This window comes from Boseongicola sp., from assembly GCF_057460485.1.
This window is the reverse complement of record NZ_JBVCWP010000065.1, coordinates 1-16,181: the sequence shown is the minus strand read 5'-3', so window position 1 is coordinate 16,181 and position 16,181 is coordinate 1. Positions and strand designations below refer to the sequence as shown.

The 16,181-nt window shown below is 57.5% G+C and carries 18 protein-coding genes; 9 read left to right on the top strand and 9 right to left on the bottom strand.

Annotated elements, in window-relative coordinates; translation table 11 throughout:
• Positions 1-116 precede the first annotated feature (116 nt).
• The 4 genes from AC221Y_RS09925 to AC221Y_RS09910 form a co-directional block, all read right to left on the bottom strand.
• Positions 117-323 carry a hypothetical protein gene (locus tag AC221Y_RS09925; RefSeq protein WP_299751420.1) on the bottom strand — a complete coding sequence of 69 codons (207 nt, stop codon included), beginning with the start codon at positions 321-323 and terminating at the stop codon, positions 117-119.
• Positions 324-666: 343 nt separating this feature from the next.
• A complete protein-coding gene (locus tag AC221Y_RS09920; protein ID WP_299750982.1) occupies positions 667-1,026 on the bottom strand; it encodes a hypothetical protein in 360 nt (119 codons plus the stop codon).
• A gap of 69 nt (positions 1,027-1,095) precedes the next feature.
• On the bottom strand, positions 1,096-1,227 hold the full coding sequence (locus AC221Y_RS09915) for a hypothetical protein (RefSeq protein ID WP_299750979.1): 132 nt from the start codon (positions 1,225-1,227) through the stop codon (positions 1,096-1,098).
• 226 nt (positions 1,228-1,453) lie between these two features.
• On the bottom strand, positions 1,454-2,986 hold the full coding sequence (locus AC221Y_RS09910; protein ID WP_299750976.1) for an acyl-CoA carboxylase subunit beta: 1,533 nt from the start codon (positions 2,984-2,986) through the stop codon (positions 1,454-1,456).
• 183 nt (positions 2,987-3,169) lie between these two features.
• On the opposite strand from AC221Y_RS09910, the gene AC221Y_RS09905 reads away from it, so the two are divergent.
• From AC221Y_RS09905 to AC221Y_RS09895, 3 genes are all read left to right on the top strand, one after another.
• Positions 3,170-4,402, top strand: coding sequence for a multidrug effflux MFS transporter (locus AC221Y_RS09905; RefSeq protein WP_299750973.1), 1,233 nt, complete (start codon positions 3,170-3,172; stop codon positions 4,400-4,402).
• 47 nt (positions 4,403-4,449) lie between these two features.
• Positions 4,450-5,844, top strand: a complete 1,395-nt coding sequence (locus AC221Y_RS09900; RefSeq protein ID WP_299750970.1) for a helix-turn-helix domain-containing protein — start codon at positions 4,450-4,452, stop codon at positions 5,842-5,844.
• Between the two features lie 247 nt (positions 5,845-6,091).
• Entirely contained in the window at positions 6,092-6,607 is a 516-nt protein-coding gene (locus AC221Y_RS09895; RefSeq protein ID WP_366141675.1) for an alpha/beta fold hydrolase, read from the top strand.
• 7 nt (positions 6,608-6,614) lie between these two features.
• On the opposite strand, the gene AC221Y_RS09890 is transcribed toward AC221Y_RS09895, so the two are convergent.
• A complete protein-coding gene (locus AC221Y_RS09890) occupies positions 6,615-7,376 on the bottom strand; it encodes an alpha/beta hydrolase (protein WP_299750967.1) in 762 nt (253 codons plus the stop codon).
• A 162-nt stretch (positions 7,377-7,538) separates the two neighbouring features.
• On the opposite strand from AC221Y_RS09890, the gene thrS reads away from it, so the two are divergent.
• From thrS to AC221Y_RS09865, 5 genes are all read left to right on the top strand, one after another.
• Positions 7,539-9,485, top strand: coding sequence for a threonine--tRNA ligase (gene thrS / locus AC221Y_RS09885; RefSeq protein ID WP_486707255.1), 1,947 nt, complete (start codon positions 7,539-7,541; stop codon positions 9,483-9,485).
• 759 nt (positions 9,486-10,244) lie between these two features.
• Positions 10,245-10,550, top strand: a complete 306-nt coding sequence (locus AC221Y_RS09880) for a BufA1 family periplasmic bufferin-type metallophore (RefSeq protein WP_299750961.1) — start codon at positions 10,245-10,247, stop codon at positions 10,548-10,550.
• 66 nt (positions 10,551-10,616) lie between these two features.
• On the top strand, positions 10,617-11,477 hold the full coding sequence (bufB, locus tag AC221Y_RS09875; RefSeq protein WP_486707254.1) for an MNIO family bufferin maturase: 861 nt from the start codon (positions 10,617-10,619) through the stop codon (positions 11,475-11,477).
• A complete protein-coding gene (locus AC221Y_RS09870; RefSeq protein ID WP_486707253.1) occupies positions 11,474-12,223 on the top strand; it encodes an HvfC/BufC family peptide modification chaperone in 750 nt (249 codons plus the stop codon). Before bufB ends, AC221Y_RS09870 begins: the two co-directional genes overlap by 4 nt.
• Positions 12,224-12,230: 7 nt before the next feature.
• Positions 12,231-12,815, top strand: a complete 585-nt coding sequence (locus AC221Y_RS09865) for a DoxX family protein (RefSeq protein WP_486707256.1) — start codon at positions 12,231-12,233, stop codon at positions 12,813-12,815.
• Here the strand turns inward: AC221Y_RS09865 and AC221Y_RS09860 are convergent.
• Both AC221Y_RS09860 and AC221Y_RS09855 read right to left on the bottom strand, forming a co-directional pair.
• Positions 12,763-13,131, bottom strand: coding sequence for a hypothetical protein (locus tag AC221Y_RS09860; RefSeq protein WP_299751148.1), 369 nt, complete (start codon positions 13,129-13,131; stop codon positions 12,763-12,765). The genes AC221Y_RS09865 and AC221Y_RS09860 overlap by 53 nt on opposite strands.
• Before the next feature lie 35 nt (positions 13,132-13,166).
• Positions 13,167-13,505 carry an arsenate reductase family protein gene (locus tag AC221Y_RS09855; RefSeq protein WP_486707252.1) on the bottom strand — a complete coding sequence of 113 codons (339 nt, stop codon included), beginning with the start codon at positions 13,503-13,505 and terminating at the stop codon, positions 13,167-13,169.
• Positions 13,506-13,680: 175 nt separating this feature from the next.
• Between AC221Y_RS09855 and AC221Y_RS09850 the strand changes: the two genes are divergently transcribed.
• Positions 13,681-13,887, top strand: a complete 207-nt coding sequence (locus AC221Y_RS09850) for a cold-shock protein (RefSeq protein WP_299751142.1) — start codon at positions 13,681-13,683, stop codon at positions 13,885-13,887.
• 16 nt (positions 13,888-13,903) lie between these two features.
• Here AC221Y_RS09850 and AC221Y_RS09845 read toward each other — a convergent pair whose 3' ends face one another.
• Both AC221Y_RS09845 and thyX read right to left on the bottom strand, forming a co-directional pair.
• A complete protein-coding gene (locus AC221Y_RS09845) occupies positions 13,904-14,341 on the bottom strand; it encodes a hypothetical protein (protein ID WP_486707251.1) in 438 nt (145 codons plus the stop codon).
• A 689-nt stretch (positions 14,342-15,030) separates the two neighbouring features.
• Positions 15,031-15,945, bottom strand: coding sequence for an FAD-dependent thymidylate synthase (thyX, locus tag AC221Y_RS09840; RefSeq protein WP_486707250.1), 915 nt, complete (start codon positions 15,943-15,945; stop codon positions 15,031-15,033).
• Positions 15,946-16,181 lie beyond the last annotated feature (236 nt).

Below are 16,181 nucleotides of genomic sequence, written 5' to 3'. Positions count from 1 at the left end.
ATCAGGATTTTCTTGAACATGGCCCCTCCTTCGCCGTCTGGCGGATTGCCAAAACGACGACGGCCGCCGGGGCGTGATGCCCCGACGGCCGTCGGTACGTCAGTATTTGGTTTAGGTTACCGGCAAGCTTCCGGCGTAAGATCGTCGCATAAAACGCCGGCGGCACCGCCAACGGCGGCCCCTGTAAGAACGTTTCCGCCAAGCACTTCAGCAGTGACGGCCCCGATGGCCGCGCCCGATACGCCGCGCTCAAGGTCGGTGTCGCCGCACGCGGCAAGTGTGAGAACCGCAGCCACCGCTGCGAATGTAAATGTCTTCTGCATATAATTCTGCCTCCTTTTTGGCCCGTTCCACATCCCCTAGCCACATAGATGGGCGATTGGCGACGTGGCGCAAGGGGCAGTGTGGTAAGAGGCACGGGATCGGCGACCGCTTGCCTAAATACCCTAAGAAAGCGCGACCTGACCCGCTTTTGCGTGTCAGGTCGCCTCGAAGGGGAAGGGCAACGGTCACAAAAACGGTTTTTACATACGAAGGCGCACTCAAAGTCAGAGGCACGCGCCCTCCCCAAAAGACTGCCGTGTTGTGACCCTTGCGTTAAGTCCATTGCGCAGGCCGCCGACAAACCGGCAGCGATTTGCCTTTTTGGAGAAGGGGCAGGCAAAATCATGCCACCCACGTCCCGTCGAAGGCATCCGGAAAAGAGGCACGCGCCCGGTCTTCGTCTATGACTAAAAGCGCTTCATAGCTTTCGGGATCAAACGGATCTTGCGCCGCGATCACCTCGCGGCCAAACAGCCAGCTAAGCCGACCGGCATCCAGATTGCCGCGTTCAAACGGCTCATTCTTAAAGTAGTCCCACAAACACGCAAGAAACGCCGCATCCGCCCGCCGGTCGGCGGGCCTGCGATCTGCAAAACGCTCACGCTGGATCAACTTGGTGATCCCACGAGGATTGCCGCGCCGAATTGTGAATTGAAAATCAGTGCCGGGAAAACGCCCCGGGAAACCCTTGTGCTTTAGCATGAGTACCCTCCTGACAAAGGGACCCAAGGGATTGGCCGGGCGCCTAAGGCACCCGGCCAGAAAGATGTATTACATCTTGTCCATTGTAGGCTCTTGCATGATCGGCTCTGGCTCGACCATGACAACTTCTTCTTGCTGAGCGCATGCTGCAACAACTGTGAACAGGCCAAGGGCCAAGATGGATTTGAGTGTGATAGACATAAATGCCTCCTTCGATCACTTATGGTCACGTTCTTCGCGCAACCGGATTTCCCAATGGTCGCGCAAACTTGCACGCCCGACCCCAAACTATCGGACGCTGCAGAAATGCCAACCAAAACATCTTGAAAATGCGCGGATAAATGCTGAATAGTTGCTATCGGTGCAAAAAGTTTGCATTCTCGCATCACTTTTTGACTTTGTAAGCCTCTGAGCGCCGGTTGCATTGTCATAACGGTATGTTGTCGTGCTTCTTCCACGGGTTGCTTAGCTTCTTTCCGCGAAGCGAAGCGAAGGCCCGACAGATGCGTTTCCGGCTAGATTGCGGCATGATCACCTCGTCTACAAAGCCACGTTCGGCTGCCCGGAAAGGGTTGGCAAAGTTGGTCTCATATTCCTCTGTCCGCGCTGCGATTTTGGCGGGGTCGTTCAATTCCGAGCGATGCAAAATCTCTGTTGCACCCCTGGCCCCCATCACCGCAACTTGCGCTGTCGGCCAAGCATAGTTGAAATCTCCGCGCAAATGCTTGGACGCCATCACGACGTAGGCACCGCCATAAGCCTTGCGCGTAATCAGCGTGACTTTCGGTACCGTTGCCTCGCCGTAGGCAAACAACAACTTCGCGCCGTGCTTAATTACACCATCATATTCCTGCGCCGTTCCCGGCAGAAAGCCCGGCACATCAACCAGCGTCAGAATCGGAATTTCAAAGGCGTCACAGAACCGCACAAACCGGGCAGCTTTGCGGCTTGAGGCGATGTCCAGCACGCCCGCCAGGACCATTGGCTGGTTCGCCACAACCCCCACGCTCGAGCCTTCAAGGCGAATAAACCCTGTCAGGATATTTCCAGCGAATTCTTCCTGAATTTCGTAAAAATCGCCCTCATCGGCGATCTTATGAATTAATTCCTTCATATCGTAGGGCTGATTCGGGTTCTTCGGAATAAGCGTATCGAGGCTCTCCTCGATGCGGTCCGGGTCATCAAAGAAGGGACGAACCGGGGGCTTTTCAAGGTTCGACGACGGCAGAAAGTCGATCAATCGCCGCGTTTCCATCAGGGTTTCAACGTCGTCCTTGAACGCCGCATCCGCGACCGAGCTTTTGCGCGTATGCGTCGAGGCACCGCCCAATTCTTCCGCCGTGACGACCTCGTTGGTGACAGTTTTCACCACGTCGGGACCGGTGACGAACATGTACGAACTGTCCTGCACCATAAAGATGAAGTCCGTCATCGCCGGCGAATAGACCGCACCACCCGCGCAAGGCCCCATTATCAGGCTTATCTGCGGCACGACACCGGACGCCAGAACATTGCGCTGAAAAACCTCGGCATAGCCCGCAAGACTGGCGACACCTTCCTGAATGCGCGCACCGCCGGAATCGTTAATGCCAATAATTGGCGCGCCATTTTGCATCGCCATATCCATGATCTTGCAGATCTTCTGGGCGTGCGTTTCGGATAGCGATCCACCAAAAACCGTAAAGTCCTGACTAAAGACATAAATCATGCGGCCGTTCACCGTGCCCCAGCCGGTGATCACGCCGTCACCTGCCGGTTTGCTTTCAGCCATGCCGAAATCGGTCGTGCGATGCGTCACAAACATATCGAATTCTTCAAACGAGCCTTCGTCGAGCAAAAGCTCCACCCGCTCGCGCGCGGTCAGCTTGCCTTTCGCGTGTTGTGCCTCGACACGGCGCTCTCCCCCGCCCGCGCGGGCCGCAACGCGGCGTCGTTCAAGTTCGGCAAGTATATCGGACATGGATCCCCTCCGCATATCAGCACGACAGAGCTATCGTTTCGCGCGCGCTTTCGGAAGCAAAATCTGGCAAATTTGCAAACTTAATGCCGAAGCAGTCGCGCATTTTGCAAACCCGCTAATACTTCAAAAAAGTGAAGATTTGCTCTGTGGACAGTCCCCTGTCCGGCGCGATACCAGTGTGCAATGTCATCGCGCCCCGAGGTCCGATTTCTGGACCGCTCCACACCTCCCCATATCGTAACACTCGTGCTGATGGCCGGAGTCGCCGCTATGAATATGGGCGCATTCCTACCTTCATTGCCGCGTATGACCACGTATTTTCAAACCGATTATAGTGTCATGCAGCTGTCGGTTTCGCTTTATCTGGCGGCCACAGCCGTCCTCCAACTGATCATCGGGCCCCTCAGCGATCGCTATGGCCGTCGCCCGGTGGTGTTGATTTGTTATGCAATTTTTATCCTCGCCTCCGTCGGTTGTCTCTTTGCGACGACCATCGAAGTCTTCCTGACGTTTCGAATGCTACAAGGCGCGGTTGCCGTGGGTCTTGTGCTGTCGCGTGCCATTGTGCGCGATATGGTGCCTCAGCGAGAAGCTGCATCAATGATCGGCTACGTCACGATGGGCATGGCGCTTGTCCCAATGGTCGCCCCGATGATCGGCGGTGCGCTGGATCAACTGTTCGGCTGGCAGGCGACCTTCATCTTCCTCATCGCATCAGGCATCAGCGTTCTTGCCCTATGCTACGCAGACCAAGGCGAAACGTCCTCGGGCGACGGCAAATCCTTCAAAGCACAGGTCAGCGAATACCCCGAACTCCTCGCCTCGCGCCGTTTTTGGGGCTATGTTTTTGCCGCCGCCTTCGCGAGCGGCGCCTTTTTTGCATTTCTCGGTGGAGCGCCTTTGGTCGCCAGCGATGTCTACGGCCTAAGCTCCTTTTGGGCAGGGATCGGATTTGGCGCCCCTGCCATCGGCTACGCCACTGGAAACTATATTTCCGGACGTTTTTCGACACACTATGGCATCAATAGAATGATACAAACCGGCACGCTCATCACATCTGGCGGGATGCTTCTCGCGCTTGCCATCAGCCTTGCGGGATATGGCTCGGCTGTTAAGTTCTTTGGACTTTGTACTTTCGTCGGCATCGGCAACGGCCTGGTTATGCCCAATGCCACAGCGGGCATGCTGTCGGTTCGTCCGCACCTTGCTGGAACGGCTTCGGGTCTTGGAAGTGCTATTCTTATCGGTGGCGGCGCTGCGCTTTCAGCCTTCGCCGGTGTTGTACTTGGCTGGGGTACGGGCGACGCCCCCCTTCTCATCATAATGGCGATTTCGGCCTGCCTTGGTTACATCTCGATCCGCTTTGTTGTGGCCCGCGAGAAACGGCTGGCCACAACCGACCCCTTGCCGGATTAACAAATTGCCGCCACCCTGTTTGCAAATATGCAATCACGGAGACTTTGATGAGCGTTCAGAAACTTTATGCCGGCGCAAAGCTGCGCGAAACACGCACGCACCTTGGTCTGACCCAAAAAGCCTTTGCCGAAAAACTAAGCATCTCGCTGCCTTATCTGAACCAGATGGAAAATAATCACCGCCCGATCAGCTCAGCAGTGATTCTTGCGCTTGTCCAAGAATTTGGGTTTGATGTCAGTGAGTTAGCGATTGGCGACGGCGAACGCATGGTGACCGACCTGCGCGAAGCGCTTGCCGATCCGCTGTTCAAAGACACCGCCCCCGCCCTTTTGGACCTGCGCCTTATCGCCACGAATGCGCCCGCGATGGGCCGCGCGTTCCTGGCGTTGCACCGCGCCTATATGCAAACCAACGAGCGCTTCGCCTCGTTGGACGAAGCTCTTGGCTCGGGCGAAGTCCGCCCCGGCGCATCCCCTTGGGAAGAGGTGCGCGACTTCTTTCACTACTGCGACAACTACATTGATGCTGTGGACCGCGCCGCCGAACGCTTTGCCGGTGACCGATCCGCGGACGCGGCGATAACCGATATGCTGTCAGATCTGGGAATAGCGATACGGCTTGTGAGTGAAGATGCCCTGATCCGCCGCTTTGATCCCCAAGCCAAAACGCTCACCTTGTCTGCGTCCGCGCCCCAGTCGACCAGACGCTTTCAGGCGCTGCACCAGATCGCCCTTCTAACGAAAGCCGACCTTCTGGAAGCCACGCTTGACTTTGCGCGGTTTCAATCTGACCAAGCCCGCGACATCGCCAAGATCGGGCTGGCCAATTACTTTGCCGGGGCGGCACTGATGCCCTACGGCAGCTTCCTCGATTTCGCGAAATCAACCCGGCACGACATAGAGAAACTAGCACACCATTTCGGGGCCTCGCTCGAACAGGTCTCGCACCGCCTGTCCACACTGCAACGCCCCGGCGCCAAAGGTGTTCCTGTGTTCTTCGTGCGCGTCGATCAGGCAGGGACAATCACCAAACGGCACTCGGCCACGCGGCTGCAGTTTGCGCGCTACGGCGGAGCCTGCCCGCTTTGGAACGTGCATTCGGCCTTTGAAACACCGGGGCAATTCATCCGCCAACTTGCTGAAACCCCCGACGGGGTACGCTATCTCTGCCTTGCCCGCGAAGTCACCCATGGCGGCGGCGCATGGCGAGCACCGGTGCGCCGCTACGCAATCGGGCTTGGATGCGAAATCAGCCACGCCTCCGAGTTCGTTTATTCGGACGGTCTGGACACCTCGGATGCGACAACTTTCGAAGCAATCGGCATCTCGTGCCGCATCTGCCCACGGGCTGATTGCCACCAGCGCTCGCTCCCGCCGCTTGAGCGAACGCTGCAAATCGACCACAATAGCAGGAAGACCCTGCCATATGAGGTTGTGGATTGATGGTGAAACCGCCGATCTTGTCGCAGCGACCAGCTATTTTGCCTGGTAAAATGAGCGACACGAAACGGCGATGGTCTCTCCCTTTGACGCCACCTACACGACGCCCATCGAAGCAGGCAAAATCCGTTTGACCTAAGCCCGGGTTGAGACCTGCGACGGGGACTCCCTGATCTTGTGGCGCATCAAGGCTGCCCAGAAAAGCCAAAAATCCTCTATTTCCCCGGCAACGCAGGAGCTTTGAAAGAACATAGCCCACGCTTTCCTGCCCCGATCAACCAAAGGCTATTGCGCCGTCACAATCGGCTACCGAGGGTGCAGCGGTTCAAGCGGCGCCCCCGAAGAATTGACCCTCACTGAAGACGTGATCGCCAAAGTAATCCTCGAAACCGCGCGTCCGCTGGTGCTTTATGGGGAAAGTCTTGGCACAGCGATGGCCCTGCGCGTGGCGGCCGACGATATTGGCGACGCGATTGTCCTTGAAGCTCCGTTCACTTCGTTTCTCGACATCTTGGCCGCGCAATACCCGCTGGAAAATCTGGGCGACCTTTGTGGCCCAACACTGGGACAGCCGCCCTACGCCCGCGGCATTCGCCTACCTCTTCGTATCATCCACGGAGAGATCGGCAAAATCGTGCCCATCGTCTTGGGCTGCGAGTTTTTTGCGGCCCCAGGCTCAGCCGAAAAACAGTTCCTCGAAATTGCCAGCGAAGGCCACCGGACTCTTTGGACACCAGGTTTGCAAAGCACGCTTTATGGCTTTTAGACGCCCGTTAGTCCGGCGCGTCCGCCACACGCGAAGACACGTCATCTACTGCATGAACAATCATCGCCAGACACTCTGGCGACGAAAACCGATGATCCGCCCCCTTCACAACCGTCAACCGCATATCGTCTCCGGTCGCATGATCCATCAAGCGATAGGCAACCGACACATCAACATCCGCGTCGGCTGCCCCTTGCAAAAACCGCGTCGGAAATGGCAATGACAGAGCATCCCGCAGCACAAGACGCGTCCGCCCTTCTTCGATCAATCGACGCGTGATCACGTAAGGACCTTCCGAGTATTCGGACGGCAACTCGACCCGACCCAAGCGCGCCAAATCAGCCCTTTGGTCCTCGTCAAACCCCGCCCACATGCCGTCCTCGGTAAAATCCGGTGCTGCCGCAATCGTGACCAATCCCGCCACCAGATCGGGCCGCTCGCGTGCTATCAAAAGACTGATCCAGCCCCCCATCGATGAGCCGACCAACACCTGCGGTCCTTGCGTCAATGCCTCGATGATAGCCACCGCGTCCTCGAACCAATCGCCAATCGCGCCGTCCAGAAAATCTCCCGACGACTGCCCATGCCCCGAATAATCAAACCGCAAAAACGCGCGGCCCCGACGTTGCGCCCAATCTTCAAGATAGATCGCCTTGGTGCCGTCTTTGTCAGATCGAAAACCGCCCAGAAACACCACGCCGGGGCCCGCGCCCGCCGTCTGACTATAGGCAAGATTGCGAATGCCGCTGTGATGAATTCCGTCCGTCATGATGGCCCTCCGATTTCTCAAAACGCTAGCGCATCGACAACATGATGCAAGCGCTTGTGGCTCATGTGTTGACTTTCGCCCCGACGCTTGCCAAATCCCCCGCACACATAACCCGCAACCGGGCGTTCCGTGGGCGCCAAACTGACGAGGAGCTTCAGGCCAATGGCCCAGATTTCCCTTACCCTTCCCGATGGTAATTCCCGTCCCTACGAGGCCGGCGTAACCGCAGCCGATGTGGCCGCAGACATCTCGACCTCGCTCGCGAAAAAGGCGATAAGTGCGACCGTGAACGGCGCGCACCACGACCTTCAATGGCCGATCAACGCGGACGCCGACATTGCGATTCACACGATGAAGGACGACGATCAGGCGCTTGAACTGATCCGTCACGACCTTGCGCACATCATGGCCCGCGCCGTGCAAGCGCTTTGGCCCGATGTCAAAGTCACTATCGGTCCGGTGATCGCCAATGGCTGGTACTACGATTTCGATCGGGTCGAGCCTTTCACTCCCGAAGACCTGGGCGAGATTGAAGCCAAGATGAAAGACATCATCAACGCCCGTGAACCAGTGCGCACCGAAGTCTGGGATCGCGCGCGCGCCGTGCAACACTACACCGACACCGGCGAGCCCTATAAAGTTGAGCTGATCGACAGCATTCCGGGCGACGAACCGCTGCGGATGTATTGGCATGGCGACTGGCAAGACCTTTGCCGCGGACCCCACTTGCAGCATACAGGCCAAGTGCCGGCCGATGCATTCAAGCTGATGAGCATAGCAGGCGCCTATTGGCGCGGCGACAGTTCGCGCGCAATGCTTCAACGTATCTACGGTGTCGCGTTCAAAAACCGCGATGACCTGAAAAAGCACCTTCATATGCTGGAAGAGGCCGCCAAACGTGACCACCGCCGTTTGGGTCGAGAGATGGACCTGTTCCACATGCAGGAAGAAGCGCCCGGTCAGATTTTCTGGCATCCAAACGGTTGGACGATTTACACTGCCCTTCAGGATTATATGCGTCGCAAACAGCGTGCGGACGGTTACGTCGAAGTGAACACCCCGCAGGTCGTGAACCGCCGTCTTTGGGAAGAATCTGGTCACTGGGAGAACTATCAGGAGCACATGTTCATCGTCGAAGTTGACGAGGATCACGCCCGCGAAAAATCTGTAAACGCGCTAAAGCCAATGAACTGCCCCTGCCATGTTCAGATCTACAATCAGGGCCTGAAAAGCTACCGCGACCTTCCGCTTCGCATGGCCGAATTTGGCTCGTGTAGTCGTTACGAGCCTTCCGGCGCGCTTCACGGCATCATGCGCGTGCGAGGCTTCACCCAAGATGACGCGCATATTTTTTGCCGCGAAGATCAGATCGAAGTGGAATGCGCCCGGTTCATCGATTTTCTGTCAGGCGTCTACAAAGACCTCGGATTTGAGGAGTTCGAGATCATGTTCGCGACCCGTCCGGAAAAGCGTGTCGGGACCGAGGAAAGCTGGGACAAGATGGAGACCGCGTTGGAAAACGCGATCAAGAAGACGGGCCATTCCTACACGCTCGATCCCGGTGAAGGTGCGTTTTATGCGCCTAAACTCGACTTCAAACTGACCGACGCAATTGGCCGGGTCTGGCAGTGCGGGACTTTTCAGGTCGATCCCAACTTGCCTGAACGGCTTGGCGCGCACTACGTCGGCGAAGACGGCGACAAGCATCGCCCCTATATGCTGCACCGGGCCTGCCTTGGTTCGTTTGAACGCTTCATCGGCATCCTGATCGAGAATTTCGCGGGCCGCCTGCCGCTGTGGCTTGCGCCGAGGCAAGTCGTTGTGGCGTCGATCGTGTCGGACGCGGACGACTATGTGCACGAAACCGTCGCCGCTTTGCGGTCTGCCGGTCTGCGGGCCGAAGCGGATACGCGAAACGAAAAGATTAACTACAAGATCCGAGAGCATTCCGTCGCAAAAGTTCCCGTCATTCTCGCAATAGGGCAGCGCGAAGTGGCGGAAAACACGGTGTCAGTTCGCAGGCTTGGCAACAAACAAACCAATGTCGAGACATTCGATAAGGTGCTGGCAGACCTGAAAGCCGAAGCCCTGCCGCCTGATCTTTCCTAGGCACGACATAAAGCCTCGCGCGTCGGTCCAATTGGCCCGACGCGTACGTGCCCCTATATTTGAATAACCCGTCGTAATTTTGGTCGGGAATATGTGGCCTCGGCCCCGTTTCTGCTGCGTGTGGGGCGGCCAGACAAATATGGGCAATCCATTGACACGTGTAGCGATCAAGATTGGCGCCGACGCCCATACCTCGCGCGCAAGGACCGTGGTGCGCTCGCTTGTCGCTGTGACCAGGATTGACGGGGCATCAATTAGATCATGTCGCGCAAACACATCGGGCAGCAAAACGCTGTTAAAAACGGCCAGTTCATCCCGGCAGGTCATCGGGAGAGTAGAACGCGCACGCACCGTCCGCTCCATGCACCTCAAGCACGGCACTTTGATGTTCAACCGGGTTCAAACGGCCGATTTCGGTTCGGTGATAGCCGATACGACCCCGGACAACAGCATGAAACCTGCAACACAAAGCACGCGGTAGTGGCGCATCAACATCTCCTGAGAGTGCCTTCGAGCCATGATATCCGGCCAAACCCCCTATTGTTGTTTTGCCACCAAGCTATTAATATAATTTGATTTTCATGCAGATTTCGCCAACCCTAACACCACTCAAAGCCAACCCTTTAGGAATGTTTCAATCCATAACGAGCGCGTTAAACACGCAGGCGTGAGTGGAATGTTAGCGGCTGAGTTGCTTTGTGTTAATCAGCCGCACAGCAGCGGTCCGAAATTGCAAACCAAAACGAGGATTACCTACCCATGTCGAATACTGCTAAGACAATCGCCGTTGCAGGCGCCGTTGCCGCCGCTCTTGCCGCAAGCCTGTCTGCACCTGCACATGCTCAAGCCAAAGAAAAGTGCTTTGGCGTTTCGCTCGCTGGTAAGAACGACTGCGCCGCTGGCCCAGGCACCACATGCGCAGGCACGTCTTCCGTCGACTATCAGGGGAATGCATGGACGCTTGTTGACGCAGGCACCTGCGCTGACATCGAGCTGCCGACAATGGCCGACGGTACCGCACGTACAGGCTCCCTGGAAGAACTGTCGCGCGACCTGCCAGCATAAGCTTCCACAAGAAATCGACGCCCCCCAAATTGATGGGGGCGTCACCTTTAGCCGAGGCTGCGATCTATGTTTGACGAGAACCCCAAGCGCATCGATAGCCTGCCCAATACCCCCGGCGTCGGCTACAAACCTCAGCATTTTTCCGACATCACAAACGACCCCGGCGTTGTCGGATGGCTCGAAATCCATGCCGAAAATTATATGGGAGACGGCGGCCGCCCCTTGGCGCAACTTCGCCATCTTGCTGAAACTTTTGCCATATCCGCGCATGGCGTTGGCCTGTCGATCGGTGGTGAAACCCGCCTTGATCCAGACCACCTTGCGCGCCTGAAACACCTCAATGACTGGCTGAAACCGGCCAGCTTTTCAGAACACCTCGCCTGGTCCACCCACGGCGCCGAGTTTCTGAACGATCTCCTGCCGCTGCCCTATACGGACGCCACCTTGTTGCGCGTCGCCGACCATATTGACGCCCTGCAAGAGACCATCGGGCGCAAAATGCTGCTTGAAAACCCGTCGTCGTACCTTGCCTTCACCGAAAGCACGATGTCCGAAACAGACTTCCTGCGCGAGATCGCCCGGCGCACCGGCTGTGGCCTTCTGCTGGACGTCAACAACGTCTTCGTCTCGGCCACCAACTTAGGCACCGATCCCATCGCCTACATCGAAGATTTCCCTCTCGAACAGGTTGGTGAAATCCACCTTGGCGGCCACGATGAAGACGAAGACGACCATGGTGCGCCTCTTCTCATCGACAGCCACGGTCGCGCAATCGCCGACCCGGTTTGGACACTTTATGACTATGTGATCGCCAAAGGCGGTGCGCGCCCAACCTTGATCGAATGGGACAACGACGTCCCCGACTGGCCAACGCTTGAGGCCGAAGCCCAGCGCGCCCACGTCATCCTAGCGAAAGCGCCCGCATGACCGTTGATCAGACCACGTTCCGGCGGGCGCTTCTTGACCCCGAGGCCCAGCGCCCCGAAGGCCTTGGCGATGGCCAGGGTCGCGACGCGGGCCGCCGCTTCGATGTCTACCGCAACAACGTGACTGTTTCGCTTAGCGAGGCGCTTGAAACAGCATTTCCCACGGTGGCAAAACTCGTCGGGGCGCAAAACTTCAAGCGCCTTGCCGCCACTTTCCTGCGCCAACATCCGCCGTCATCTCCTCTTATGATGTTTTACGGCGACAACATGCCCACCTTCTTGGAGGCTTTCGAGCCCACAGCGACCATCGGCTACCTGCCAGACATTGCGCGCCTTGATCTGGCCCTGCGCCACAGCTACCACGCCGCCGACGCGCAGCCATTTGATCCCGCGACCTTGCAGGCGATCCCGCCCGAGCAACTGATGGCATCCACCGTCACGCTTGCCCCAGCCACCCGGCTCATCCGCTCGAAATGGCCGATCCACGCGATCTGGGCGTTCAATACCGCCCCCCGCGCACCGAAACCGACCATGGCCGCGCAAGACACCCTGATCTTGCGCGCGGACCTCGACCCGGTACCGCACCTTCTGCCCGCTGGCGGAGGTGCCTTCACAGACGTGCTCCTCCATGGCCAAACCTTCGGCGCCGCCATCGAGGCCGCCACAACTGAAGACGCCACATTCGATCTTTCGACAATGCTGGCTCTTTTGATCGTCAACAATGCCCTGACAGACCTTAAGGACTGAACTCATGATCCGCGCCCTGACCTCGCTCCACGACATCATCTTTTCCGGCCTCGAGCGGATCACCGTACCCGTCATGACCATGCTTGCGCGTTTCATCTTCGCGGCGACGCTTTTGGGCTACTACTGGAACTCCGGTACCACAAAGCTTGGCGATGGTGTGCTCGGCTTTCTGTTCCCCAGCGACGGCGCCTACATCCAAATCTTTCCTAAAACGATCGAGGCTATCGGCTATGACTTCTCCCAACTCGGTGCCTTCCACTGGGCCGTCGTCACCGCAGGCACTTGGGCGGAGTTCATCCTGCCGTTGCTGATCGTCCTCGGCCTGTTCACCCGGCTTGCCGCCTTGGGGATGATCGGCTTCGTCGCAATGCAAAGCTGGGTAGATCTCTTCGGCCATGGCGGGCTGGCCAACGGTACGCTTGGCGCATGGTTCGACCGCGTCCCCGACAGCCTGATCCTGGACCAACGCGCGTTCTGGATGTTCGTCCTCGCCTACCTCGTCCTGCGCGGTGGCGGCCCTCTCTCGGTGGATCGCGTCCTCAGAAGTGGCGCTTCGGCTCGTCAGGCCGACCCGCAGCCAGCGCAAGGATAGCGGCAAGGCCACACATCGTGACCGGGAAGATCGAGAAAAATCCAATCCCAAACGCCCAGTACATGCCCCCTGACGCCAAAGCCAAAGCGATGCCGCCCCACAAGGCGCGCGTCGGCGCCATCGCCGCCCCGGCAATTGCCAACAATGGCGCCAGTACCGACATCGCACGGATCTCGTCGACCTTCGCAGGCATCTCGGCAAAGTTCGGCAATTCCCCCCAGCGATAGATCGCCTCGGTATAGCCAAAGCTTACCAGCCCCATCACCAAAGCCAGCAACCCGCCGATCAATCCCAAAGCTGCCGCTGCGTTGCGCACGTGGCTATCTCCTCTACGGCAAAGACCTAAGCACCCTAGGCACGCGATCCAAGATGCGCGCCCTGAGCGGCCTTATCCCATCCAAGCGTCAGTCCACCGGGCCCCTCAATCACTGGCCGTTTCATTAACGTTGGATGATCCGCCAACAACGCCGCAGGCGCCCGCGCCCGCTCGCTTTCCGACAATCCGCGCCACGTCGTTGACCGCGTATTCAGCAAAGCGTCGCCAAATTCAGCCCAAAACCGACCAATCTCGCTCACTGACAACGGCTCGGCCCGCACATCGCGAAACGTCACGTCTAAGTTGATGTTTTCCAACGCTTTTAGCACCTTTCGGCACGTATCACACGTTCCAATCCCATAAAGCACCGTCATCAATTCGCCCCCTGTAACAGTAATTTGCTTTGTTTTTTACGCGAATCTCTCCATTTTCAAGGGGTGTTCGCACTGCGGATACATCAAAGCCCCTGGGGGCCGGACCGGTTCCTACGTCGGGGTGCAATGCCAAGACCTTCGCTTCTTGCGCGAAGGGACGACGGAAGGAAGACCGATGCCGACAGGCACAGTGAAGTGGTTCAATGCAACCAAAGGGTTCGGATTTATCGCACCCGACGAGGGCGGCAACGACGTGTTCGTCCATATCTCTGCCGTAGAAGCCGCTGGCATGACCGGCCTCGCAGATGACCAGAAAATTGGCTACGATCTGATCGAAGGCCGCGATGGACGCACCATGGCCGGAGAGCTGAAAGCCATCTGAACCGCCAAGGCGCGGATCAGTCAAGAACCCCCGACTGACGGGCCCCGGTGGACGCATCAACCGGATCAAGGAACGGCGGCGGAGTAAGCGACGGCGTCGCGGTTATCCCGCAGCGCACGTAAAGCGTCTGACCCTCGAGAACTGAAACCGCCTCGCGTGCTTGACCGGCCTGCGTGATCGCCCCCAACACATAATCGCCCGGAGCCAGCCGGATCACCAGAGGCGCGCCTATGCGACACGTCACCATCGACCGTTCCCCCAAAAAGAGAGCCGGGTTCGTCGCAACATTGGCCAAAAATCCCGTTTCCGAGGCGCGATACACAACGATCGCCGAGCCAGGGTTCGTGCCTTCCCCGATGATCGTCGGGGTTGGGTCGGGAGCCGGATCGCCAACCTGGATATTGGCGGCGCAGGCGGAAAGGATGAAGAGGATGGGGAGGAGGACGGCGCGCATGGAACGATCCTGTGCTTGCTGGGGTCACGTTTCATTAATCATGATGGTCCAAATTCCGGGCGATGTCGAACATCATCCGATCACGCGTTCCCGGCGCGTCTATCTTCCTTGCGGTCAACCTCGCCAATCGCGAAAGCAACCTCTCTATGCGCGAGATCGAGACACTGCGAACGGCCGTAAAATAAACCCGCGCGAAACGTCCCTTCCCGATCGACGCATGGGGTGTGATGAAGGATCACATGCATTGCGTCTGGACGCTGGCGAACAGCAAAGCTGAATATTCAGTCCGCTGGGGCGCAATAAAAGTGCGATTCTCGAAAGCCGTCGGTAGAACGGTGTTCGTGTCACCCATATGTTCATCGACAGTCGCAAAAATACAGATACGCTTGGTCAGACCCTAGTTTACGCCACCACAAAGGCGAGGTCGGGACCTGGGAGCACCGCTTTTGGGGCCAACACGCCCACGATGTCAGCGACTTCCGCGCCCATGTTTAATATTGCTGGATGAATACGGTCAAACAGGGCTTTGTCGACACACCGGAAAGATTTTTCTTTGGCAAATTCAACGCTAAAACGGGCCTGAATTGATCAAGACATGACGGTATCTTGATAGCTATTTCCCTCAAAATGAGTGCTCCAAACTTGCGTTGCCCACTCAAATCGGCCCTTTGGACTGATTTCCCACGGGCTTAGTCCGGGTTGCGGACTACCCCCATAAACTCCCGCCATTCGCCCTTCGACATGCCCGATGTCTCCTGAGTAACCTCTTCGCCCTTCACCATCCGCCGCAAGCACGCCACCCCGGTCGCGCTCAAGTTCGCGCCACCAAGTCGGTAATCCTCGAACGCGCCGTAGGCAAAAGGCACCCAGTCTTTCACCAGATTGCACATCAAATCTGCGTAAACCCGGATCTCGTACTGCGCATGAGCGTCCGCGCGAAGCCGCAAGAAGTGGAACAGGTTGTGTAAATCGACCTTCCAATACCACTGCGTATAAATATTCGCCGGAAGGTTCATCCGCGCCAATTCGCGGGCCAGACCATCTTTGCCGTCCTGGCTTAGCATCTCTTCGTAGTTGTCATAGGCCCGCGTTGAATCCGCCTTTAGGATCTCCAGAACCCGCTCGGCCTCGGCCCCCTGAAGCACCGCCCCGCGCCCCTGATTGTTCACTGTTGATTGCGCGTTCAAGGCATCCGGCTGCGGGATATAAAACTCCCGGTCCAAAATCGAATAGCGCGCCGAATATTCGTTCACGTTCGCCGTCCGGTGCCGGATCCACTGGCGCGCCACAAATACCGGCAACTTCACATGAAACTTCACTTCGCACATCTCAAACGGGGTCGAATGCCAGTGCCGCATCAGATACCGGATCAGCCCCTCGTCGTTGGAAACTGCCTTGGTCCCCTTGCCGTATGACACCCGCGCGGCCTGCGTAATCGCGTTATCGTCGCCCATATAATCGATGACCCGAACGAACCCGTGATCCAGCACGGGATAGGCGGTATAAAGGTGCTCCTCCATGCCTTCGGACACCACCCGCCGCGTTTGGCGCATCTGGCTGCGTTCTTCATCAATTTCGGCCTGTTGTTCAGGTGTTAGCGGCATGGTGTTTCCTTGGTCAATTCGACTCGCCCTGCCACACTATCTATGTGAGAGCAGGGATTGAACCACAATATGCGCCAACTGCGTTGCGAGAGAATCGCACTGCCACTCAGCTCTGCCTATTAAGGTTTCAGCTCTGCCTATTAAGGTTAACGAATATTGACTTATCGACAGGGTCTGTCAGGATTCTAGAAAATTCAGGCAAGGGCTGTTTATTATGAAACTACATGCTTCGTTCT

Bases quoted from the DNA above. Each gene is read 5' to 3' on its own strand.
- AC221Y_RS09915 (WP_299750979.1), bottom strand. From the start codon at position 1,227: ATGTCTATCACACTCAAATCCATCTTGGCCCTTGGCCTGTTCACAGTT.
- bufB (WP_486707254.1), top strand. From the start codon at position 10,617: ATGTTTGACGAGAACCCCAAGCGCATCGATAGCCTGCCCAATACCCCC.
- AC221Y_RS09870 (WP_486707253.1), top strand. From the start codon at position 11,474: ATGACCGTTGATCAGACCACGTTCCGGCGGGCGCTTCTTGACCCCGAG.
- thyX (WP_486707250.1), bottom strand. From the start codon at position 15,945: ATGCCGCTAACACCTGAACAACAGGCCGAAATTGATGAAGAACGCAGC.
- AC221Y_RS09845 (WP_486707251.1), bottom strand. From the start codon at position 14,341: ATGCGCGCCGTCCTCCTCCCCATCCTCTTCATCCTTTCCGCCTGCGCC.
- AC221Y_RS09880 (WP_299750961.1), top strand. From the start codon at position 10,245: ATGTCGAATACTGCTAAGACAATCGCCGTTGCAGGCGCCGTTGCCGCC.
- AC221Y_RS09900 (WP_299750970.1), top strand. From the start codon at position 4,450: ATGAGCGTTCAGAAACTTTATGCCGGCGCAAAGCTGCGCGAAACACGC.
- AC221Y_RS09910 (WP_299750976.1), bottom strand. From the start codon at position 2,986: ATGTCCGATATACTTGCCGAACTTGAACGACGCCGCGTTGCGGCCCGC.
- AC221Y_RS09905 (WP_299750973.1), top strand. From the start codon at position 3,170: ATGTCATCGCGCCCCGAGGTCCGATTTCTGGACCGCTCCACACCTCCC.
- AC221Y_RS09850 (WP_299751142.1), top strand. From the start codon at position 13,681: ATGCCGACAGGCACAGTGAAGTGGTTCAATGCAACCAAAGGGTTCGGA.
- AC221Y_RS09890 (WP_299750967.1), bottom strand. From the start codon at position 7,376: ATGACGGACGGAATTCATCACAGCGGCATTCGCAATCTTGCCTATAGT.
- thrS (WP_486707255.1), top strand. From the start codon at position 7,539: ATGGCCCAGATTTCCCTTACCCTTCCCGATGGTAATTCCCGTCCCTAC.
- AC221Y_RS09920 (WP_299750982.1), bottom strand. From the start codon at position 1,026: ATGCTAAAGCACAAGGGTTTCCCGGGGCGTTTTCCCGGCACTGATTTT.
- AC221Y_RS09925 (WP_299751420.1), bottom strand. From the start codon at position 323: ATGCAGAAGACATTTACATTCGCAGCGGTGGCTGCGGTTCTCACACTT.
- AC221Y_RS09855 (WP_486707252.1), bottom strand. From the start codon at position 13,505: ATGACGGTGCTTTATGGGATTGGAACGTGTGATACGTGCCGAAAGGTG.